The 21,403-nt window shown below is 56.4% G+C and carries 19 protein-coding genes; 2 read left to right on the top strand and 17 right to left on the bottom strand.

Annotated features, from left to right (window positions below):
* Positions 1-53: 53 nt before the first annotated feature.
* From menF to HBA26_RS06795, 3 genes are all read right to left on the bottom strand, one after another.
* Positions 54-1,349 carry an isochorismate synthase MenF gene (gene menF / locus HBA26_RS06785; RefSeq protein ID WP_126345358.1) on the bottom strand — a complete coding sequence of 432 codons (1,296 nt, stop codon included), beginning with the start codon at positions 1,347-1,349 and terminating at the stop codon, positions 54-56.
* An 85-nt stretch (positions 1,350-1,434) separates the two neighbouring features.
* Complete coding sequence (gene elaB / locus HBA26_RS06790; RefSeq protein ID WP_028013924.1) at positions 1,435-1,740, bottom strand: stress response protein ElaB; 306 nt, start codon at positions 1,738-1,740, stop codon at positions 1,435-1,437.
* A gap of 53 nt (positions 1,741-1,793) precedes the next feature.
* A complete protein-coding gene (locus HBA26_RS06795) occupies positions 1,794-2,255 on the bottom strand; it encodes a GNAT family N-acetyltransferase (protein WP_069733486.1) in 462 nt (153 codons plus the stop codon).
* A gap of 71 nt (positions 2,256-2,326) precedes the next feature.
* Here HBA26_RS06795 and rbn point away from each other — a divergent pair, with 71 nt between their 5' ends.
* The gene (gene rbn, locus HBA26_RS06800) at positions 2,327-3,244 is read left to right on the top strand and encodes a ribonuclease BN (protein ID WP_045629891.1); all 918 of its coding nucleotides are present in this window, start codon (positions 2,327-2,329) and stop codon (positions 3,242-3,244) included.
* A 64-nt stretch (positions 3,245-3,308) separates the two neighbouring features.
* The gene (locus tag HBA26_RS06805) at positions 3,309-4,313 is read left to right on the top strand and encodes a chemotaxis protein (RefSeq protein WP_028013927.1); all 1,005 of its coding nucleotides are present in this window, start codon (positions 3,309-3,311) and stop codon (positions 4,311-4,313) included.
* Positions 4,314-4,404: 91 nt separating this feature from the next.
* Here the strand turns inward: HBA26_RS06805 and nuoN are convergent, their stop codons facing one another.
* The 14 genes from nuoN to lrhA form a co-directional block, all read right to left on the bottom strand.
* Positions 4,405-5,862: an NADH-quinone oxidoreductase subunit NuoN gene (gene nuoN / locus HBA26_RS06810; protein WP_166720831.1), complete on the bottom strand. Its 1,458-nt coding sequence runs from the start codon at positions 5,860-5,862 to the stop codon at positions 4,405-4,407.
* Positions 5,863-5,868: 6 nt separating this feature from the next.
* On the bottom strand, positions 5,869-7,398 hold the full coding sequence (nuoM, locus tag HBA26_RS06815) for an NADH-quinone oxidoreductase subunit M (RefSeq protein ID WP_008500214.1): 1,530 nt from the start codon (positions 7,396-7,398) through the stop codon (positions 5,869-5,871).
* Between the two features lie 76 nt (positions 7,399-7,474).
* A complete protein-coding gene (gene nuoL / locus HBA26_RS06820; RefSeq protein ID WP_045629894.1) occupies positions 7,475-9,316 on the bottom strand; it encodes an NADH-quinone oxidoreductase subunit L in 1,842 nt (613 codons plus the stop codon).
* Positions 9,313-9,615 (bottom strand): NADH-quinone oxidoreductase subunit NuoK, encoded by a 303-nt coding sequence (gene nuoK, locus HBA26_RS06825; protein ID WP_003861496.1) that lies wholly within the window; start codon positions 9,613-9,615, stop codon positions 9,313-9,315. Before nuoK ends, nuoL begins: the two co-directional genes overlap by 4 nt.
* On the bottom strand, positions 9,612-10,166 hold the full coding sequence (gene nuoJ, locus HBA26_RS06830; RefSeq protein WP_008500212.1) for an NADH-quinone oxidoreductase subunit J: 555 nt from the start codon (positions 10,164-10,166) through the stop codon (positions 9,612-9,614). The genes nuoK and nuoJ overlap by 4 nt, the downstream gene beginning before the upstream one ends.
* A gap of 10 nt (positions 10,167-10,176) precedes the next feature.
* Positions 10,177-10,719 (bottom strand): NADH-quinone oxidoreductase subunit NuoI, encoded by a 543-nt coding sequence (gene nuoI / locus HBA26_RS06835; RefSeq protein WP_003861491.1) that lies wholly within the window; start codon positions 10,717-10,719, stop codon positions 10,177-10,179.
* A gap of 13 nt (positions 10,720-10,732) precedes the next feature.
* Positions 10,733-11,710, bottom strand: coding sequence for an NADH-quinone oxidoreductase subunit NuoH (gene nuoH / locus HBA26_RS06840; RefSeq protein ID WP_008500211.1), 978 nt, complete (start codon positions 11,708-11,710; stop codon positions 10,733-10,735).
* Positions 11,707-14,430 (bottom strand): NADH-quinone oxidoreductase subunit NuoG, encoded by a 2,724-nt coding sequence (nuoG, locus tag HBA26_RS06845; protein WP_028013932.1) that lies wholly within the window; start codon positions 14,428-14,430, stop codon positions 11,707-11,709. The genes nuoH and nuoG overlap by 4 nt, the downstream gene beginning before the upstream one ends.
* 55 nt (positions 14,431-14,485) lie before the next feature.
* Positions 14,486-15,823, bottom strand: coding sequence for an NADH-quinone oxidoreductase subunit NuoF (nuoF, locus tag HBA26_RS06850; RefSeq protein WP_006811381.1), 1,338 nt, complete (start codon positions 15,821-15,823; stop codon positions 14,486-14,488).
* Positions 15,820-16,320 carry an NADH-quinone oxidoreductase subunit NuoE gene (gene nuoE / locus HBA26_RS06855; RefSeq protein WP_006176513.1) on the bottom strand — a complete coding sequence of 167 codons (501 nt, stop codon included), beginning with the start codon at positions 16,318-16,320 and terminating at the stop codon, positions 15,820-15,822. The genes nuoF and nuoE overlap by 4 nt, the downstream gene beginning before the upstream one ends.
* Positions 16,321-16,322: 2 nt before the next feature.
* On the bottom strand, positions 16,323-18,125 hold the full coding sequence (gene nuoC, locus HBA26_RS06860; protein ID WP_028013933.1) for an NADH-quinone oxidoreductase subunit C/D: 1,803 nt from the start codon (positions 18,123-18,125) through the stop codon (positions 16,323-16,325).
* A gap of 89 nt (positions 18,126-18,214) precedes the next feature.
* Positions 18,215-18,889: an NADH-quinone oxidoreductase subunit NuoB gene (gene nuoB / locus HBA26_RS06865; RefSeq protein ID WP_003861482.1), complete on the bottom strand. Its 675-nt coding sequence runs from the start codon at positions 18,887-18,889 to the stop codon at positions 18,215-18,217.
* A gap of 15 nt (positions 18,890-18,904) precedes the next feature.
* Positions 18,905-19,345 (bottom strand): NADH-quinone oxidoreductase subunit NuoA, encoded by a 441-nt coding sequence (gene nuoA, locus HBA26_RS06870; protein WP_014171000.1) that lies wholly within the window; start codon positions 19,343-19,345, stop codon positions 18,905-18,907.
* 630 nt (positions 19,346-19,975) lie between these two features.
* Positions 19,976-20,914, bottom strand: a complete 939-nt coding sequence (lrhA, locus tag HBA26_RS06875; protein WP_028013934.1) for a transcriptional regulator LrhA — start codon at positions 20,912-20,914, stop codon at positions 19,976-19,978.
* Between the last annotated feature and the right edge of the window lie 489 nt (positions 20,915-21,403).

Raw genomic sequence — 21,403 nt, forward strand, 5'->3', positions numbered from 1 at the left:
AATAATAGAAAAAATTGGAATTTTGATATGAATCGGGATTGCGCGAATCAGTATTAATCCCTTAGGAGCAGAGAGCGCAATCCGGCGGCTTTGTTTTCGATCTCCTGCCACTCCTGCTCCGGGTCAGAGCCGCTGACAATGCCCGCTCCGGCGTAAAGCCGCAGAGCGTCTTCCTGTACGCGCGCCGAGCGCAGCGCCACGCAGAATTCGCTTTGTTGGGGGGATAAATACCCGGCCGAACCGGCGTACCACTCGCGGTTAAAGGGTTCAACGTGCTGAATAAACTCGCGCGCTGGCTGTCGCGGAAGCCCGGCAACCGCCGCCGTCGGCTGTAGCACGTGCAGGCACAGCTCATCGTCGGCCTGCTTGAGCTCGGTCCAGATACAGCGGCGTAAGTGCTGCACTTTGCGCAGGCGGACGACCTGAGCCGGCAACACCTCCAGCGTCTGCGTATGGTGTTGAAGACGCTGGCAGATATCTTCCACCACCAGCATATTTTCGCGCTGGTTTTTATCGTCATTCAGCAGCCACTCGCCCAGACGCTGCGCCTGTTTATCGTCAGTATGGCTGGCGACGGTGCCCGCCAGCGCTTCGGTGCGCAGCAGCTTGCCGCGCCGCCGCCAGAGACGCTCGGGCGTGGAGCCGAGAAACGCGTTGCTGGCGTCGAATATCATGCAGAAATGATAGCAGTTTAAATTCAGGGCGCGGCTGGCGGCCATCAGCGCGACGGGGTTAACGCGCTGTTTACACTGCAGGTCGGTTGCTCGGGCGAGAACGACCTTTTCGAAATCACCGCGTGCAATCGTCTCTGTCGCTTTGCCGATAAGGCTAAGCCATTGCGGTTTTTCCGGGTGATGGGTTTCGCGCTCAACCTGCACGGAGAGCGGACGGATCGGTCTGGCGGGAAGCAGTTGCTGTAAGAACGCCCGCGCGGTGTCGGCATCGTCCTCAAGCGAGCTGTCGCTCCACAGCTGCAGACGCAACGTGGCGTTGCCAGCGGTACGTCGCCACAGCAGACGCGGTAAAAAGAGGCTGCCCTGCTCCGGGTTAAACGCGTTCAGGCCGCAGATTCGGGTATCTTCAGGGGCGTGCTGCGCACTTAAAAACTGCGAGGCTAACGCCAGAGAGGAGAATTGGACGACCGCTCCCAACGCGGCCAGCTCTTCATCGCCGTTACGCTGTTGCCAGTAAAACTGGGGATAGCACTGCTGCTCGCCCAGCCAGGCAAGGGGATCGAAGGCATCGTTTAACGGGAAAGAAACGTCGAAATGACGCAGGCCGGATGTGGCAGGTAACGCTTGCGAAAGATGGCTACGCAATTGTTCCAGCGCGAGGAAAATCGAATTCACGCGAACCTCTCCCTGTTAAAACCTCATATTATACGGGGTACCATAAGAAATATCAGTACCCACGTATAGGGAGTGGTTAAACGGCTTAACGACGGGCCAGCAGCAGACCCAGCACCAGCCCTACGGCTGCGCCCACCCCAATGCCCTGCCACGGTTTTTCATGGACGTAATCATCGGCACGATAAACCGCTTTTTTGGCGCGGTAGTAGTAAGTATCAGACGCATGGCTGACGCGGTTTTTAACGTCGTGGAGCGCCTGCTCGGCACGGGCTTTCAGCTCGATATATTTCTGATCGGCAGGGTCGCCCGAGGAACGTAACACCTCTTCCAGCGTTTCGCTCAGTAAGGTCAGGTCGTCGTCGATACGGGTATCCCAGGATTGAAATGACATATTTTTCTCCATGTTAGTACACCAGTCCGCTAACTATAGACAACGACGCGCCATTACGCCTGTTTCGCTTCCCGCGCCATGCCGATGTGCGGAATACCGTCTTCGTCGTAGATGTCGGTGACCGGCATAAAACCGAAATGACCATAGAAGGATTGCAGGTGCGCCTGCGCGCCCAGGTATAACGCCTTGTCCGGCCACTGTTTCTGGCATGACTCCAGCGTTTTTTCCATCAGCTGATAGCCCAGTTTCTCACCCCGCGCGTGACCGCTGATAATGACGCGGCCTATCACCACGGGCTCGACATCGTCCTCGCTTTTCAGAATCCTCGCATACGCCACCAGCTCGTTATCCTTCCAGCCGAGGATATGGCGGTTTTCGCCAACGAGGTCATCCCCGTCGATGTCCTGATACGGGCACGTCTGTTCAACTACAAACACTTCGCAGCGCAGTTTAAGCAGCGCGTAGAGCGAATGAACGGTGAGTTCACTATGATGTAAATCTTGCCACTGGATCATCTCTTTCTCCTTCCTGGGGTTCATCACGTTATACTAAACCCCTCCCCGTTCGGCAAAGGGCTGATTGCGTTATGGAACTGATTTTTCTGGGTACGTCCGCTGGCGTGCCAACCCGCTCACGAAACGTGACGGCAATTCTGCTGGATCTTAAGCACCCCACCCGCGGCGGGCTGTGGCTGTTTGACTGCGGTGAAGGGACGCAGCATCAGCTGCTGCACACCGCGTATCACCCCGGCAAGCTGGATAAAATTTTTATTACTCACCTGCACGGCGACCATCTGTTTGGCCTGCCGGGCCTGCTGTGCAGCCGCTCCATGGCCGGCAACGCCAATCCGCTGACGATTTACGGGCCTGCGGGTGTGCGTGAATTTGTTGAAACCGCGCTGCGCCTGAGCGGGTCGTGGACCGACTATCCGCTGGAGATCGTTGAGATTAGCGAAGGCCTGGTTTTCGATGACGGTGATTATAAGGTGAGCGCGCAGCCGCTGAATCATCCCGTTGAGTGCTATGGCTATCGCATTGAAGCGCATGACAAACCCGGCGCGCTGGACGCCGCCGCGCTGATGGCCGCTGGCGTAAAACCCGGACCGCTGTTCCAGCGCCTGAAGCACGGCGAGACCGTCACGCTGGAGGACGGTCGCGTCATCAACGGTCAGGATTATCTCGCCGCGCCCGAGCCGGGCAAGAAGCTGGCTATCTTTGGCGACACGGCGCCGTGCCCTGCCGCCCTTCAGCTTGCCCAGGGCGTTGACGTGATGGTGCACGAAGCCACGCTGGAAACGGCGATGGAAGAGAAAGCCAACGGCCGCGGCCATAGCTCAACGCGTCAGGCGGCGCAGCTTGCCCGCGACGCGGGCGTCGGGAGGCTGATCGTCACTCACGTCAGTTCCCGCTACGACGCGCGGGGGTGTGCAAGCCTGCTGGCAGAGTGCCTGGCGGTGTTCCCGGCGTGCGAGCTGGCCGAAGATTTCGCTAAGGTCAGCGTTTAGCCCTTCATTTTTCTCTCAGAATGCCGATAACGATTAAAAGGTCAGCATTTCTCTCGAGGGTAGAATGGATAATTTCCAGAAAGATATTGATGACAGGGCGAATCTCACCCTGTCGAACCGTTTTGAACTGTTGCTGTTCCGTCTTGGCACCTCTCTGAACGAAAATAAATCCGAGCTGTTTGGCATTAACGTCTTTAAGCTGCGTGAAATTGTGCCGATGCCGGAATTCACAAAACCCGCCGGGATGAAATCACCGCTGATGGGGATGGTGAATATTCGCGATCAGGTGATCCCGGTGATCGACCTGGCCGCCGTGGCGGGCTGTAAGCCTACCACCGGGCTGAACATCCTGCTTATCACCGAATATGCCCGCAGCGTGCAGGCCTTTGCCGTGGAGTCGGTTGAGAACATCATGCGTCTGGACTGGAAGCAGGTGCACGCGGCGGAAACCGCCGTCAGCGGCCGCTATATCACCAGCATTGCCTGCCTGGATGAGAAAACGGATACCAACGATCTGGCGATGGTGCTGGACGTTGAGCAGATCCTGTATGACATCACCCCGGCCAACCACGATCTGCACGCCACCAATCTGAAAACCACCAAGTTCAACATCAAGCCGGGCGCAGTCGCGATTGTGGCGGAAGATTCCAAAGTGGCGCGTTCAATGCTGGAGAAAGGTCTGCAGGCGATGGAGATCCCAGCGCAGCTGCACATCACCGGCAAAGACGCGTGGGAAAAAATTGGCGTGCTGGCCGCACAGGCGCAGGCTGAGGGCGTGCCGATCACCGATAAGATCGCTCTGGTGCTGACCGACCTCGAAATGCCGGAGATGGACGGATTTACGCTGACGCGCAAAATCAAAACCGACCCGGTTCTGAAGGATATTCCGGTAGTGATCCACTCCTCCCTTTCCGGCAACGCCAACGAAGATCATATTCGCAAGGTTAAGGCGGACGGGTACGTGGCGAAGTTTGAGCTGAACGAGCTGTCGTCGGTGATTGAGGAAGTGCTGGATCGTTCGATGAAGAAGATTGGCGGGCCGCTTATAAGCAGGAAGCAGCTGGCTTAGGTTCTGTGCGGGCTGGTGCCCTCACCCCATCCCTCTTCCACAGGGAGAGGGCGCAAACCATAAAAAACCCGCCGAGGCGGGTTTTTTGTTTTTACATTAATGGCATCGCTCGCTGCACGATATCAATCAGCGGCTGCGGATAGATACCAAAGATCAGCACCAGCAGCGCGGAGATAAGCACCACGATACCACCGGCGCTGTACTGCCAGTTGCCTGGAGCATCACGGTTGAGCTGCTGAGGCGCGCTCAGGTACAGGCTCACGGCCACACGCAGGTAGTAGTAGAGGCCAATCGCGGAGCCGATAACGACACCGGCAGTCAGCCACCACAGGTGCGCCTGCACACCGACGGCCAGCACGTAGAACTTACCGATAAAGCCCAGCGTCATCGGGATACCCGCCAGAGAGAGCATCATCACGGTCATTACCGCGGACAGAATTGGACGGTGCCAGAACAGACCACGGTAGGAGAACAGTGAATCGGCATCCGGACCACGGTACGGACTGGACATCAGGCTCACCACGCCGAAGGCGCCGAGGCTGCTGAACAGGTAACCGGCCAGATACACGCCTACGGCTTCCATCGACATCTCACCGCTCTGCAGCGCAATCAGCGCCACCAGCAGGTAGCCCAGATGAGAGATGGACGAGTAGCCCAGCAGACGCTTGATGTTGGTCTGGCTCAGCGCCATCAGGTTACCGAAGATGATGGAGACGAACGCGATGATGCCCAGCACCACGCGAACGGCTTCACTATCACCCACCGGCGCGTACAGGAACAGACGCATGACCACACCGAAGATAGCGATTTTGCTCGCCGTCGCCAGGAAGGTAGAGACCGGTGCAGGCGCCCCCTGGTATACGTCCGGCGTCCACAGGTGGAACGGAACCAGAGAGAGCTTGAAGCCGAGGCCAACGATCATCATGCCCAGACCCGCCAGCAGCAGCGGCTCATGGAGCATGCCGTCGCCGAGGCTCTTGCCGAGCGCCATCAAGGAGAGGTTACCGGATTGTGCGTACAGCAGCGCAATACCAAACAGCAGGAAGGATGACGCGGCAGCAGACAGAATGGTGTACTTGATGCTCGCTTCCAGAGAGCGCTTCTGACGGAAGGCGTAACCAATCAGGCCGAACAGCGGCAGAGAGATCAGCTCAATACCGAGGAACAGCGCGGCCAGATGGTTGGCATTCGCCAGCAGAATGCCGCCCAGCGCGGCAATCAGTACCAGCAGGTAAAACTCTTCTTTGTTGTCGTTGTAGCCTTCGAGCCACGGGTAAGCAAAGGTACAGGTTGCCAGGCTCGCCAGCAGCACCAGCCCGGTGTAGAGCATGGCGTAACCGTCAACGCGCATCAGCGGGGTGACGTCCATCGCCCCGCCCTGGCCAACAAACCAGAGTGAGACTAACGCGGCATTCAGGCCGATGACCGACAGCGTGGCATTCAGGAAGTGATTGCGTCGCCACGCAATGGAGAGCATCACAACCACCACCGTCAATCCGACGATCAGCAGCGGTAGCAGCGCGATCAGTTGTTGTGGAGTTATTGTCATGGCGAATTACGGCCTTGTAGTAGAAACAGAATTAACAAACCACTGCTGGATATTGCCCATCGCGCTGTGCGAGGTATCCAGAATCGGCTGCGGGAAGAAGCCCAACAGCACCAGCAGTACGACCAGCAGCAGGATGATGAACAGCTCACGCAGCGACATCCCCGGCAGTTCTTGTGCAGCAATTTCGCTCTTCGCTTTACCGAAGTAAGCGCGGTGCAGCATCGCCAGCGAGTACACGGAAGCGAACACCAGACCAAAGGTGGAGATCACGGTAATCACCGGTACCACTTTGAAGCTGCCGAACAGAATCATGAATTCGCCGACGAAGTTACCGGTACCCGGCATCCCCAGGGTAGCCACCGCGAAGAACATGGAGAGCGCTGGCAGCCATTTAATTTTGCTCCACAGACCACCCATCATACGCATGTCGCGGGTATGCAGACGTTCGTACAGCTGGCCGCACAGGATGAAGAGACCGGCTGCGGACAGACCGTGCGCAATCATCTGGATCACCGCGCCCTGGTACGCCAGCTGGCTGCCGGTGTAGATAGCAATCAGCACGAAGCCCATGTGGGAAACGGAGGTATAAGCAATCAGACGCTTGATGTCGTATTGCGTGAAGGCCATCCAGGCACCGTAGAAGATACCGATCACACCCAGCCACATGGCAATCGGAGCGAACTCCGCGGAGGCATTCGGGAACAGCGGCAGTGCGAAACGCAGCAGACCGTAGGCCGCCGTTTTCAGCAGGATGCCCGCCAGGTCAACGGAACCCGCCGTTGGTGCCTGGGAGTGCGCGTCTGGCAGCCAGCCGTGCAGAGGAACCACCGGCATTTTCACCGCGAAGGCAATGAAGAAGCCCAGCATCAGCAGGTATTCAACGCCGTGTGACATCGGGGTCTTCAGCAGGTCTTCGTAGTTGAAGGTCCATGTGCCGGTTGCGTTGTGATGAACGAACACCAGCGCCAGAATGGCAATCAGCATTACCAGACCGCTCGCCTGGGTATAGATGAAGAACTTGGTTGCCGCCGTGATACGCGTTTTACCGTCGGACGCCTTGTGGCCCCACAGCGCGATCAGGAAGTACATCGGCACCAGCATCATCTCCCAGAAGAAGAAGAACAGGAACATGTCGATGGCAAGGAACACGCCGATCACGCCGCCCAGGATCCACATCAGGTTCAGGTGGAAGAAGCCCTGGTATTTTTCGATTTCTCGCCAGGAGCAGAGTACCGCCAGAACGCCGAGCAGACCGGTCAGCACCACCATCAGCAGCGACAGACCGTCAATCGCCAGGTGGATCGTAATGCCGAAACGCGGGATCCACGGCAGGATGAACTCAGACTGCCACTGCGGAATGCCCGCAGACTGGGTCAGTGAGTAACCGCCCTGCAACCACAGTTGCAGGCCAAGCGCGAGCGTCAATCCCATGGTGATCAGCGCGATCCAGCGCGGCATCTTCACGCCAAAGCGTTCGGTCTGCCAGCACAGGAAGCCGCCGATGAAGGGAATTAATATTAGCCAGGGTAGTAACATGGCGATTTACATTCCTTTTTAAGGCCCCCAGCAGGGGCCTGATTTTCAACGAATTCGAATAAAATTCACTTAACGATCAACGCAATACCATCAGCAGCGCCAGCACGACAACCGCACCAATGCTCATGGACGCCACATACCAGCGCAGGTAACCGTTCTCGCTGTACAGCAGGCCTTTACCTGCAAAGCGGGAGAGGATCGCCGGGATGTTCATCAGGCTGTTCAGCGGGTCGCGCTTCAGCAGCCACGCAACGCCCAGGAACGGCTTAACGAAGATCATGTCGTACAGCCAGTCGAAGCCCCACGCGTTGTACCACCAGGTGCCCAGCAGGCGGCCCGGCGCACTGTTGGCCACGGCAGTGACCAGCGTACGTTTGCCCAGCCACAGCCATGCCGCAATCAGGATACCCGCGATAGCGACCACACCGGAGGTGATTTCAAGCGTCAGAACGCGACCGTGCTCAAGCTCGGTGGTGTCTGGCAGTACGCCCTGCAGCGGTGGCACAATCATCGCGCCAACGAAGGTGGACAGTACCAGCAGCACAATCAGCGGCAGGTGGTGGGTAATCCCCTTCCCTGCGTGAGCGTGAATTTGTTCTTTACCGTGGAATACGATGAAAATCATACGGAAGGTATACAGGGAGGTCATGAACGCACCGACCAGACCCGCAACCATCAGATTGATATGACCATTCGCCATGGCACCCGCAAGGATTTCGTCCTTACTGAAGAAGCCCGCGGTGATCAGCGGCAGTGCCGCCAGCGCCGCGCCGCCCACCAGGAAGCAGACATAGACCAGCGGGATGGACTTACGCAGTCCGCCCATCTTGAAGATGTTCTGCTCGTGATGGCAGGCCAGAATCACCGAACCGGATGAGAGGAACAGCAGCGCTTTGAAGAACGCGTGCGTCATCAGGTGGAAAATGGCCGCGTCCCACGCCTGAACGCCCAGCGCCAGGAACATGTAACCAATCTGGCTCATGGTTGAGTACGCGAGAACGCGTTTGATGTCGGTCTGCACCAGCGCGGCAAAGCCTGCCAGCACCAGCGTGACCGCACCGACGATACCCACCAGATGCAGAATTTCCGGGGTCATCAGGAACAGGCCATGGGTACGCGCAATCAGGTAGACACCGGCGGTGACCATGGTCGCAGCGTGGATCAGCGCGGAGACAGGGGTTGGACCCGCCATCGCGTCTGCCAGCCATGTCTGCAATGGCAGCTGCGCGGATTTACCCACGGCACCACCCAGCAGCATCAGCGTTGCCCACCACAGCATATTGTTTCCTGCGGCGAAGTGCGCTGGCGCCAGTTCCACCATTTCGCGGAAGTTCAGCGTGCCCAGTTCGTTGTAAAGAATGAACAGCGCGAACGCGAGGAAGACGTCACCCACGCGGGTCACGACGAACGCTTTCATGGCCGCTGCGCCATTCTTCGGATCGGTATAGTAGAAACCGATCAGCAGGTAAGAGCACAGGCCCACGCCTTCCCAGCCCAGATACATCAGCAGCAGGTTATCGGCCAGCACCAGAACGACCATGCTGGCAATAAACAGGTTGGTGTAGGCGAAGAAGCGGGAGTAACCCTCTTCACCGCGCATGTACCAGGAGGCAAACATGTGGATCAGGAAGCCGACGCCGGTGACCACGGAGAGCATGGTCAGCGAGAGGCCGTCCAGCACCAGGTTGAAACCGATGTTGAAATCACCGACCGACATCCAGGTCCACAACGGCACGCTGAAAGGCTGGCGTCCGTTGTTAAAGAAGTCGATACCCGCATACGCTGTGACCAGCGCGGCCAGGCCGACAGAGCCCATGCCAACGGTCGCGGACAGATTCTCAGACCAGCGGCCGCGAGAAAACGCCAGCAGCACGAAGCCAATCAGCGGAAAAATAATGGTTAAGGCAAGCATGTTCATCCACGCAACTCACTTACTGAATCGATGTTCAGATTCTGGCGGCGACGATGGAGCTGCAGCAACAGCGCCAGGCCAATACTCGCTTCAGCAGCCGCGAGGCTGATGGCGAGAATGTACATCACCTGACCATCGGTCTGGCCCCAGTAGCTTCCGGCGACCACGAAGGCCAGCGCGGAGGCGTTAATCATGATTTCCAGGCCGATCAGCATAAACAGCAGATTGCGGCGGATAACCAGACCGGTCAGACCCAGAACGAATAAAATCGCAGCGAGGATCAGTCCATGTGTTAAGGGGATCATGCGCGCTCCTCCGTTTTTCTTTTCGCGCGGTCGTCAGTGCGGTTGCTCAGCACCTCGCCAGCACGCTCTTCGCGGCCAACGTGGAAAGCCACAACCAGGCCTGCCAGCAGCAGCATAGAGGCCAGTTCCACCGCCAGAACGTATGGGCCAAAGAGCGTGATACCCACCTCTTTCGCACCAATTGGCGTGCCGTCGATGCCCTGATCGTTCACGCCCAGAATGGCGTAAACGATCACCACCAGCATGATGGCCGACAAAATTGCCGGGCCAATCCACACCTGCGGTTTTAACCACTGACGTTCCTGCTCAATTTCAGAGCCGCCCAGGTTCAGCATCATCACTACGAACACGAACAGCACCATGATGGCCCCGGCGTAAACGATGATCTCCAGCGCACCGGCGAAGTGCGCGCCCAGCGCGAAGAACACCCCGGAAATAGCCAGCAGCGAAATGATTAAGTACAGCAGCGCATGCACCGGATTGGTGTGCGTAATCACTCGCAGCGTAGCCAGGATGGCGATAAGGCCACAGATATAAAAAGCGAATTCCATTGCCCTCTCCTTACGGTAACAGGCTCTTGACGTCGATAGGCTTAGCTTCGTTCTCTGCTTCGCCCTTATCTTTGCCGTCGATTGCCATACCCGCCATCCGGTAGAAGTTATATTCCGGGTATTTGCCCGGACCGGAAATCAGCAGATCCTCTTTCTCGTACACCAGGTCCTGACGCTTGTACTCACCCAGCTCGAAGTCTGGAGTCAGCTGAATCGCCGTGGTTGGGCACGCTTCTTCACACAGACCGCAGAAAATGCAGCGTGAGAAGTTGATGCGGAAGAACTCAGGGTACCAGCGGCCGTCTACCGTCTCGGCTTTCTGCAGAGAGATACAGCCGACCGGACACGCTACCGCACACAGGTTACAGGCAACGCAGCGCTCGGAGCCGTCAGGGTCGCGCGTCAGCACGATACGGCCACGGTAGCGCGGCGGCAGATATACCGGCTCTTCCGGGTACATCCGGGTTTCGCGTTTAGCAAACGCGTGCAGGCCGATCATCCAGATACTGCGTACCTGGGTACCGAAACCTACCAGTAATTCTTTTAAGGTCATGGTCTATAGCCCCTTATGGCTGCTGCCAGAGAATGACAGCTGCCGTTACCAACAAGTTGACGAGCGTCAGCGGCAGGCACACTTTCCAGCCGAAGGACATTACCTGGTCATAACGTGGACGCGGTAACGCTGCGCGAATCAAAATGAACATCATCATGAAGAACGCGGTTTTCAGCGCGAACCAGATGAACGGCGGTAAGAACGGGCCATGCCAGCCACCAAAGAACAGCGTTACCATCAACGCGGAAATGGTGACGATACCGATGTACTCGCCCACAAAGAACAGACCGAACTTCATGCCGGAATATTCGATGTGGTAACCGTCGGCCAGTTCCTGTTCGGCTTCCGGCTGGTCAAACGGGTGACGGTGACACACGGCCACGCCCGCGATAGCAAAGGTAATAAACCCAAAGAACTGCGGGATAACGTTCCAGATGTCGGCCTGGTTGTTGACGATGTCGGTCATGTTGAATGAACCGGCCTGCGCCACCACGCCCATCAGGGAGAGTCCCAGGAACACTTCGTAGCTCAGCGTCTGCGCGGAAGCACGCATCGCACCCAGCAGCGAGTATTTGTTGTTACTGGACCAGCCTGCGAACAGGACCGCGTAAACCGCGAGACCTGCCATCATCAGGAAGAACAGAATGCCGATGTTCAGGTCAGCGACCACCCAGGTCGGGCTGACCGGAACGATAGCAAACGCCAGCAGCAGCGAGGTGAAGGCGATCATCGGTGCCAGAGTAAAGATCACGCGATCAGAGAAGCGCGGGATCCAGTCCTCTTTAAAGAACATCTTGATCATGTCCGCGACCAGCTGGAGTGAACCACCCCAGCCCACGCGGTTCGGTCCGTAACGGTTCTGGAACAGACCGAGAAGACGACGTTCACCAAAGCTCATGAACGCGCCGCAGGTGACCACCACCAGCAGGATCACAATCGCTTTCAGAATGCTCAGCAGGATGTCGATAAGATCCGGCGTTAACCAACTCATGCTTTTGCCTCCTGCAGATTATCAAGACGCGCACCCGCCAGAACCGGCGCGATGCCAGGCATACCCATCGGCAGACCGACCTGCCCTGCTGTCAGATTTTCAGAAATAATCAGCGGCAGGCTGATGGTCTGGCCGTCATAGCTAAAGGCGATGTTCGCGCCCGCGTTAACGCCAAGCTTCGCGGCATCCGCCGGGTTGAGCTTGATGTAAGGCTGCGGCATACGGGTCTGGAAGACCGGTGAACGCTGGGACAGCTCGTCGCTACCGAACAGGTGGTAGTACGGGGCAATACGCCAGCTACCGTCCTGCGCCTGGAAGCTCGCCGGTACGGTGGTGAAGAAGTCCAGACCGGTTTCGGAAGCTTCAATCAGACGCACGCCCGGATCGCCGTGGCGCAGGGAGCCGCCCACTTCAGCCTGGAACTTGTTCCAAGCCTGCGGGGAGTTCCAGCCCGGAGCCCATGCGAACGGGATTTGCGAACGCGGGGCAGACGGCTGGTTGTTCCCTTCCATGGAGAAGGCGAACATGGTGTCTTTATCCTGCGGCTGGCGCGGTTCGTGCACGCTGATGTTGGCACGCATCGCGGTACGGCCGCTGTAGCGGTGCGGTTCACGCGCCAGCTTCTGGCCGCGGATGCGGAAGCTTGCTTCAGGTGCGGCATCTTTAATGCCTGCCAGCTGAGGCAGTTTTTCCACGACCGCGTCGATAACGTGGTCGAGCTGCGTCCAGTCCACTTCACGGCTCTGCACGGTGCTGTGCAGGGAGTGCAGCCAGCGCCAGCTTTCCAGCATCACGGTGTTGCTGTCGTAGTACGCCGGGTCATAAACCTGGAAGAAACGCTGGGCGCGGCCTTCGTTGTTGATAACGGTACCGTCGCTTTCTGCGAAGCTTGCCGCAGAGAGCACCAGGTGCGCTTTGTCCATGATCGCGGTGCGCTGATGGTCAATCACCATCACCAGCGGCGCTTTGGAGAGCGCGGCGTCAACGCGAGCGGCAGACGCGTGGCGGTGCAGATCGTTTTCCAGCACCACAACGGCGTCAGCGGCACCGGATTCCAGTTCGCTTAACGCTTCTTCCAGCGAGCCGCCGCCAATCATGCCCAGACCGATGCTGTTTACCGCACGGGCAATCATGGTCACGCCGACGTCTGCACCGCGGCCTTTCAGGGCTTTGGCAACGTTCGCGGCGGCCTGAATGATTTCAGCGCTACCGGCGTTGGTTCCGGAGATAATCAGCGGTTTCTTCGCACCTGCGAGGGCCTGAACAATCACGTCGACCTTGTTTTGCAGGTCGCGATCCAGCTCAACGGCCGGTGAGCTGTTGTCCAGCGCGTGGGCAATGGCAAAGCCAAGACGCGCCTGGTCTTCAACCGGCGCGCAGTAGGTCCACGCCGCGATATCGTCCAGACGGGTATTGTCGACGTTAGTCACAAACAGAGGATGCTTCGCACGCTGGCCGATGTTGAGGATCGCCGCAATCTGCCAGTCAGCCACTTTCTGCGCCGCTGCCATTTCACGTGCTTTACCCTTCACCGCTTGACGAACCGCCAGAGCCGCGCGGGCGCCGGTCTGCGTCAGGTCTTCACCCAGCACCAGGACCGCATCATAGGATTCAATTTCGCGCAGCGCAGGGGTATGGATACCGCCTTCACGCAGCACTTTCAGTACCAGCTGCAGACGTTCCTGCTCGCCCTGGGCGATGCCGGTATAGAAGTTTTCCGCCCCGACCAGCTCGCGCAGCGCGAAGTTGCTTTCGATGCTGGCGCGCGGGGAGCCGATACCGATCACTTTCTTCGACTGGCGCAGGATATCTGCCGCGCCCTGCATCGCCTGTTCAGCGTTCAGGGTAATGAAGTCGTCGCCACGGCGCTGAACCGGCTGACGCGGACGGTCTTTCAGGTTCACATAGCCATAGCCGAAACGACCGCGGTCGCACAGGAAGTAGTGGTTAACGGTACCGTTGTAACGGTTTTCGATACGACGCAGTTCGCCGTAGCGCTCACCCGGACTGGTGTTACAACCGAGGGAACACTGCTGGCAGATGCTTGGCGCAAACTGCATGTCCCATTTACGGTTGTAACGCTCGGAGTGGGTTTTATCCGTGAATACGCCGGTCGGACAGATTTCTACCAGGTTACCGGAGAATTCGCTCTCCAGCACGCCGTCTTCCGGACGGCCGAAGTAGACGTTGTCGTGTGCGCCATACACGCCCAGATCCTGACCATCCGCGTAGTCTTTGTAGTAACGCACGCAGCGGTAGCAGGCGATGCAGCGGTTCATTTCGTGAGAGATGAACGGCCCCAGATCCTGGTTACGGTGGGTACGCTTGGTAAAGCGATAGCGACGGAAGCTGTGACCGGTCATCACGGTCATATCCTGAAGGTGGCAGTTACCGCCCTCTTCACAAACCGGACAGTCGTGCGGGTGGTTGGTCATCAACCACTCCACCACGCTTTCGCGGAACTGTTTGGCTTCTTCGTCATCAATCGAAATAAAGGTGCCTTCGGTGGCTGGCGTCATACAGGACATCACCAGGCGACCACGCGTGTCTTCCGCGTTTTGATATTGCTTCACCGCACACTGGCGGCAAGCACCGACGCTGCCCAGCGCCGGATGCCAGCAAAAGTACGGAATATCGAGGCCAAGAGACAGACAAGCTTCCAGCAGGTTGTCCGCCCCGTTGACTTCGTATTCTTTGCCGTCTACATGAATCGTAGCCATTAGCATGCTTCCAGTTGGCTCAGTCGAAACCGAGCGTTAATCAAAATTCTTGTCGTTACCAGCGCGCTTTCAGCAGGTTCGGCTGAATACCATTGATCGAATGGGTATTGCTGAACGGCTGCTTGATGCCTGCTTCGAATTCGTCGCGGAAATATTTAATCGCGCTCTGCAGCGGCTCGACGGCACCCGGTGCGTGGGCGCAGAAGGTTTTACCTGGCCCTAAGAATCGACACAGTTGCTCAAGCGTCTCGATATCGCCAGGCTGGCCTTCGCCGCGCTCGATGGCGCGCAGGATCTTCACGCTCCACGGCAGACCGTCACGGCACGGTGTACACCAGCCGCAGGACTCGCGAGCAAAGAACTCTTCCAGGTTACGTACCAGCGAGACCATGCCGATCTCGTGGTCGACGGCCATCGCCAGCGCCGTACCCAGACGGCTGCCTGCTTTCCCAATGCTTTCGAATTCCATCGGCAGGTCAAGGTGGGCTTCGGTCAGGAAGTCCGTCCCTGCCCCGCCCGGCTGCCAGGCTTTAAATTTCAGGCCATCGCGCATGCCGCCGGCGTAGTCTTCAAGAATTTCGCGTGCGGTGGTACCGAACGGCAGTTCCCAGACGCCAGGGTTCTTCACGCGCCCGGAGAAGCCCATCAGCTTGGTACCGGCATCTTTGCTTGAGGAGATGCCCTGATACCACTCCACGCCGTTGGCGAGGATAGCCGGGACGTTACACAGGGTTTCGACGTTGTTTACGCAGGTCGGTTTACCCCACACGCCGGAGCTTGCCGGGAACGGTGGCTTGGAACGCGGGTTCGCACGGCGGCCTTCCAGGGAGTTAATCAGCGCAGTTTCTTCACCGCAGATGTAACGCCCGGCACCGGTGTGCACGAACAGTTCGAAGTCAAACCCGGTACCCAGGATGTTTTTACCCAGAAGGCCGGCTTCGGTGGCTTCGGCAATCGCGCGACGCAGGTTTTCTGCCGCTTCGATGTACTCACCGCGCAGGAAGATGTAGCCACGGTACGCTTTCAGCGCAAACGCGGAGATCAGCATGCCTTCCACCAGCAGGTGCGGCAGCTGCTCCATCAGCAGGCGGTCTTTATAGGTGCCTGGCTCCATTTCATCGGCGTTACACAGCAGGTAACGGATGTTCATGGATTCGTCTTTTGGCATCAGGCTCCACTTCAGACCGGTGGAGAAGCCCGCGCCGCCACGGCCTTTCAGGCCGGAATCTTTCACCGCATTAACGATGTCGTCCGGCGCCATGCCGCCGAGGGCTTTACGCGCACCGGCATAGCCGTTTTTGCTCTGGTATTCGTCGAGCCATACCGGCTGTTTGTCATCGCGCAGACGCCAGGTCAGCGGATGCGTCTCAGCAGTACGAATTACAGTTTTCATTTGTACTGCTCCAGCAGGTCAGGAATCGCTTCCGGCGTCAGATGGCTGTGAGTGTCCTCATCAATCATCATGGTCGGCCCCTTGTCGCAGTTACCCAGGCAGCAGGTTGGCAGCAGAGTAAAGCGTCCATCGAACGTGGTCTGGCCCGGCTTAATATTGAGCTTTTTCTCAATCGCAGCCTGAATGCCCTGATAGCCGGTAATGTGGCAGACGACGCTGTCACAGTAGCGGATCACATGGCGGCCTACCGGCTGACGGAAGATCTGGCTGTAGAACGTGGCTACGCCCTCTACGTCACTTGCCGGAATGCCCAGCACTTTTGCGATCTCGTAAATCGCCCCATCCGGCACCCAACCACGCTGTTTCTGTACGATTTTCAGCGCTTCAATGGACGCCGCACGCGGGTCTTCGTAGTGGTGCATTTCGTGCTCAATGGCGGCACGCTCTGCTTCACTCAGCTCAAAAGCCTCGGTTTGTGGTTGTTGATTCTCGTGCATAATTAGCGGTCCACATCTGACATAACAAAATCGATACTACCCAGATACACAATCAGGTCAGAGACCAGACTGCCGCGGATGGCGGACGGGATCTGCTGCAGGTGCGCAAAGCTCGGCGTACGCACGCGGGTACGGTAGCTCATGGTGCTGCCGTCGCTGGTCAGGTAGTAACTATTAATACCCTTGGTCGCTTCAATCATCTGGAAGGATTCTTGCGCCGGCATGACCGGGCCCCAGGAAACCTGCAGGAAGTGGGTGATCAGGGTTTCGATATGCTGCAGCGTGCGCTCTTTCGGCGGCGGCGTCGTCAGCGGGTGATCCGCCTTGAACGGGCCTTCCGGCATGTTGTTGAGGCACTGCTCGAGGATGCGCAGACTCTGGCGCAGCTCTTCCACTTTCAGCATCACGCGGGTGTAGCAGTCGGACACACCGCCGCCCACCGGGACTTCAAAGTCGAAGTTCTCGTAGCCAGAGTAAGGACGGGCTTTACGCACGTCGAAATCAATACCGGTCGCACGCAGACCTGCACCTGTGGTCCCCCACTCCAGCGCTTCTTTCGCGCCGTAGGCAGCAACGCCCTGGGAACGGCCTTTCAGGATGGTGTTGCGCAGCGCGGCTTTCTCGTAAGACGCCAGACGCTTCGGCATCCAGTCGAGGAATTCACGCAGCAGGCGGTCCCAGCCGCGCGGCAGATCGTGCGCCACACCGCCAATACGGAACCAGGCCGGGTGCATACGGAAGCCGGTAATCGCTTCCACCAGATCGTAGATTTTCTGACGATCGGTGAAGGCGAAGAAGACCGGCGTCATCGCGCCGACGTCCTGAATGAACGTGGAGATGTACAGCAGGTGGCTGTTGATGCGGAACAGTTCTGACAGCATAACGCGAATCACGTTAACGCGATCCGGTACGGTGATGCCTGCCAGTTTCTCAACTGCCAGCACGTATGGCATTTCGTTTACGCAGCCGCCGAGGTACTCGATACGGTCGGTATACGGAATGTAGCTGTGCCAGGACTGACGCTCGCCCATCTTCTCAGCACCGCGGTGGTGGTAGCCGATGTCAGGGACGCAGTCGACAATCTCTTCGCCATCAAGCTGAAGAATAATACGGAATGCACCGTGCGCAGACGGGTGGTTCGGACCGAGGTTGAGGAACATGAAGTCCTCGTTTTCAGTACCGCGCTTCATGCCCCAGTCTTCCGGCTTGAAGGTCAGCGCTTCCATCTCCAGATCCTGCTTGGCTTTGGTCAGCTCAAACGGATCGAATTCGGTCGCACGTGCCGGGTAGTCTTTACGCAGCGGGTGGCCGGTCCAGGTCTGCGGCATCATGATGCGCGTCAGATGCGGGTGGCCGTCGAAGGTCATGCCGAACATTTCCCAGGTTTCACGCTCATACCAGTTAGCGTTCGGGAAAAGTTTGGTGATCGTCGGCAGATGCATGTCGTTTTCAGACAATGCCACCTTGAGCATGATATCCGTGTTGCGGTCTATTGAGATCAGGTGGTAGAAAACGGAAAAATCCGCAGCAGGGAGACCCTGGCGGTGCGTTCTCAGACGTTCGTCCATGCCGTGTAAGTCAAACAGCATGACGTAAGGTTTTGGCAATTTCTTGAGGAAATCGACAACTTCCAGCAATTGTTCACGCTTCACCCAAACAACGGGTACCCCGGTGCGGGTCGCCTGAACGGTAAAGGCATCCGGCCCAAAACGGTTGCGCAGTTCGCCAATAACGGGGTCATCAAGATGATCCCGGGTCTGCCAGGCGGCTTCTTGCGCGGTTAAGTCGGTCATATTGTTCACCATTGCAAATGGTCCGTGGTGACTGTTAAGCCTGGCTTCGCGCTATTTGAGTAGTGATATGCGAAGGTTTTCTCCAGGCCTACAGGCGCAAATTAAATTTCGTCAGGCGTACGCAGGTTGGTGACGGCAATACGTTCACCACGTTTACGCTCGCGCTCGGACTGCATGTTCGCGCGATAGACACCCTGATCGCCAACAACCCATGAGAGTGGGCGACGTTCTTTACCGATAGACTCCTGCAGCAGCATCAGCGCCTGCATATAGGCTTCTGGGCGCGGCGGGCAGCCCGGGATGTAAACATCCACCGGAATGAACTTATCAACGCCCTGCACAACGGAATAAATGTCGTACATACCGCCGGAGTTTGCACATGCGCCCATGGAAATAACCCATTTTGGCTCCAGCATCTGGTCATACAGACGCTGAATAACAGGTGCCATTTTGGTAAAGCAGGTACCGGCCACCACCATCAGGTCAGCCTGACGCGGGGAAGCACGAAGTACCTCGGCCCCAAAACGCGCAACGTCATGCACCGCAGTGAATGACGTCACCATTTCAACGTAGCAGCAAGAAAGGCCAAAGTTGTATGGCCAGATGGAGTTCTTACGACCCCAGTTGACCATATCGTGCATGGCATGTTCGAGTTTGCCCATGTACACGCTTTTGTTGACTTCTTGCTCCAGGGGGTCGGTTACGATCTCCTGTTTTTGCAGGGGGTAACGGTCATTCTCACCGTTAGGATCTATGCGGGTGAGCGTATAATCCATCTTATTGCCTCGCTGTTACTGCTGACGATTAGAGATACTGTTTTCCGGGTTGATGTGTTCACGACGTGAACGCGCAGGCGTCCAGTCAAGCGCGCCAATACGCACCAGATAAACCAGACCGGCCAGTAGCACTAAAATGAAAATTGCGGCCTCGACAAAGCCCACCCAACCACTTTCGCGAATGGAGGTCGACCATGCGAACAGGTAGAGCGCTTCCACGTCAAAGATGACGAAGAACATCGCTACCAGATAGAACTTGGCAGACAGGCGTAAGCGAGCGGAACCTACTGAATCAATACCTGATTCGAAAGGTGTGTTTTTGTGCCTTGCACGGGCGCGACCGCCCAGGAACCAGCCGCCGACTAACATCAGGCAGCACAGGCCAATGGCTACAATAAGAAAGATTGCGAATGCCCAGTGATGAGCGATGACTTCTGTGGATGTTGACATACTCATTGCTTACTCATCAAAAGTGATACCGACGACACTGCTCTTGCTGGCAGATGGGCATCACATCGATTCATGGGGAGGAACAAATAACCTTACACTAACTGTCTGAAATGAGACGTAGACAGCAAAATGATGGGGTTTTTTACTCCTTTCTATAACCTATTGTCAACTTTAACAAAGGTTTCTTCACATTAAATTACATCGAGCGATTCTCATTAACATTTGGTGCCCTTTAACCCTGGTGGTTACCTGACTTTTCGTCAAATGCATGTTGTTGAATCGTGTCCGTTTTGGAAGTAAAAAAAATAACCCTCCTATTTTGACAGGATTTGCCAACGATTCCTCCCCCCAAATAGGAGTATTTTCTTGATCTGAGACACGCTTTTGTTAATTCACCCAAAAAACCGGCAACATATTTGCTGCTTTTTTAACATCAAGGGGTTATGGATGAAGTTAGAACGGAAAGTGAACAAGATTTAAGCAGAAGCATTTATTCCCTTGATATGTATGTTTTATTTATGAAAACCCTGTAACGAAAGAGGATAATAATGGCAAAAAAAAGCCACTGCGTGCGAAAACGGCACGAGTGGCTTTTTTTTACACTTACAATTTGTTACCAGAATTTTGAGCTTTTGATCACTCAAAGTCACCTTCAACGATCAGGGAATCATCCCCCCCTTCGGAGGTAACATGCTCGAACTGCCATGGGTTATGGTAATTTTCCATCGCCTCAAACACCACCTTCGCCAGCTCGTTATGACTGGACGCGTTATGGCAAAGCAGATACTCGGTATCCGGCAGCGCTGGGAGACCATCAGATTTACCGAGAACGCGCAGATCGGGGCTCATCATCTCTACCGGACGGGCCGTTACGCCAAGACCCGCTTTCACGGCGGCACGCACCGCAGGCAGCGTGGACGCTACATAGGCCAGACGCCACGGAATGTTGGCTTCATTTAACGCCGTAAGCACCATATCCCGGAAAGGACTCGGATCGTCCAGTAAAACCAGCGGTACGGGTTCCCCTTTTTGCAACACGTATTCCGCTGCGCAATACCAGTGCGTTGGCGATGTGCGCAAGGTCAGACAATCAAACTGTCCGGGACGATGCGTCGTGACCACCAGGTCGACCTTGTTCTCATTTAACATCTCAACCATAAAGGCATTACGTTTTACGCTCACATCCAGCGCAAGCTTCGGATAAACCGAGCTAATTCGGTTGAGAAGAAACGGCAATATTGTATCCGCTGACTCATCAGATGCCCCTAAGGTTAACACCCCCTGAAGGTTGCTAAACATTAATGACATACATGCTTCATCATTAAAGCGAAGAATTTTCCTGGCATAACCCAGTAGCTGAATACCGTGTTCCGTTAAGAGCTTATTACGCCCGTGACGGGCAAAAAGCTCTTTCCCAACCAGTTGCTCCAGCCGCTGCATTTGCTGGCTAACGGCGGACTGAGTTCGGCAGACGGCGGCAGCAGCTGCTGCAAAAGTGTTGAGATCGGCGACCGCAACAAACGTTCTCAGCAGATCGAGGTCGAGATTCATTATCGGACGATTTGCATTTATCATATCTATTCACTTTCAGGTTGCTCGTGCGGAGCTGCCCGGGTTGAAGCTGTGTGTAACAGTTAAGCAATTCCTTCTGAAGGTTTTCCCTCGCATCCCGGCCCGGCAGACTGCCTGACAGATAGTTATTGTGCTGCTTTATATCAACAGTCAGAAAGCACGTTTCATGACGTTATTTTTATTCTCTTAAACGTTCAGGATATTTAGATGTTCGCAGGGTTATGTAAATTACATTAAAGGCGTAACACTTTTTCTGCCATCTTTTTCGCAGCGCTGTCAACGTAGCAGGAGATGTTTGACACATTCCAGCCAGAGATAACTCCAACAATAACAATCAATTAAATCGGAAAATCAGTTTCAAAAATGCAAAACCACTGCATCTTTCTACTGCTTTCCGTATAGACATCTTAACCCAAATCCACTTTATTTATAAGTCTTATTGCAATATTCAGGATCTGTCTCTTATACACATCTGACGCTGCCGACGACGGA

It is taken from the genome of Enterobacter sp. 725m/11, assembly GCF_011683705.1.
GTDB lineage: Bacteria > Pseudomonadota > Gammaproteobacteria > Enterobacterales > Enterobacteriaceae > Enterobacter > Enterobacter bugandensis.

What these genes read in the sequence shown, in the direction of transcription:
- nuoF (WP_006811381.1), bottom strand. Translation starts at nt 15,823, where the DNA reads ATGAAAACTGTAATTCGTACTGCTGAGACGCATCCGCTGACCTGGCGT.
- HBA26_RS06795 (WP_069733486.1), bottom strand. Translation starts at nt 2,255, where the DNA reads ATGATCCAGTGGCAAGATTTACATCATAGTGAACTCACCGTTCATTCG.
- nuoB (WP_003861482.1), bottom strand. Translation starts at nt 18,889, where the DNA reads ATGGATTATACGCTCACCCGCATAGATCCTAACGGTGAGAATGACCGT.
- nuoN (WP_166720831.1), bottom strand. Translation starts at nt 5,862, where the DNA reads ATGACAATAACTCCACAACAACTGATCGCGCTGCTACCGCTGCTGATC.
- nuoK (WP_003861496.1), bottom strand. Translation starts at nt 9,615, where the DNA reads ATGATCCCCTTAACACATGGACTGATCCTCGCTGCGATTTTATTCGTT.
- HBA26_RS06805 (WP_028013927.1), top strand. Translation starts at nt 3,309, where the DNA reads ATGGATAATTTCCAGAAAGATATTGATGACAGGGCGAATCTCACCCTG.
- lrhA (WP_028013934.1), bottom strand. Translation starts at nt 20,914, where the DNA reads ATGATAAATGCAAATCGTCCGATAATGAATCTCGACCTCGATCTGCTG.
- nuoC (WP_028013933.1), bottom strand. Translation starts at nt 18,125, where the DNA reads ATGGTGAACAATATGACCGACTTAACCGCGCAAGAAGCCGCCTGGCAG.
- nuoI (WP_003861491.1), bottom strand. Translation starts at nt 10,719, where the DNA reads ATGACCTTAAAAGAATTACTGGTAGGTTTCGGTACCCAGGTACGCAGT.
- nuoG (WP_028013932.1), bottom strand. Translation starts at nt 14,430, where the DNA reads ATGGCTACGATTCATGTAGACGGCAAAGAATACGAAGTCAACGGGGCG.
- nuoJ (WP_008500212.1), bottom strand. Translation starts at nt 10,166, where the DNA reads ATGGAATTCGCTTTTTATATCTGTGGCCTTATCGCCATCCTGGCTACG.
- nuoA (WP_014171000.1), bottom strand. Translation starts at nt 19,345, where the DNA reads ATGAGTATGTCAACATCCACAGAAGTCATCGCTCATCACTGGGCATTC.
- nuoH (WP_008500211.1), bottom strand. Translation starts at nt 11,710, where the DNA reads ATGAGTTGGTTAACGCCGGATCTTATCGACATCCTGCTGAGCATTCTG.
- rbn (WP_045629891.1), top strand. Translation starts at nt 2,327, where the DNA reads ATGGAACTGATTTTTCTGGGTACGTCCGCTGGCGTGCCAACCCGCTCA.
- nuoM (WP_008500214.1), bottom strand. Translation starts at nt 7,398, where the DNA reads ATGTTACTACCCTGGCTAATATTAATTCCCTTCATCGGCGGCTTCCTG.
- elaB (WP_028013924.1), bottom strand. Translation starts at nt 1,740, where the DNA reads ATGTCATTTCAATCCTGGGATACCCGTATCGACGACGACCTGACCTTA.
- nuoE (WP_006176513.1), bottom strand. Translation starts at nt 16,320, where the DNA reads ATGCACGAGAATCAACAACCACAAACCGAGGCTTTTGAGCTGAGTGAA.
- nuoL (WP_045629894.1), bottom strand. Translation starts at nt 9,316, where the DNA reads ATGAACATGCTTGCCTTAACCATTATTTTTCCGCTGATTGGCTTCGTG.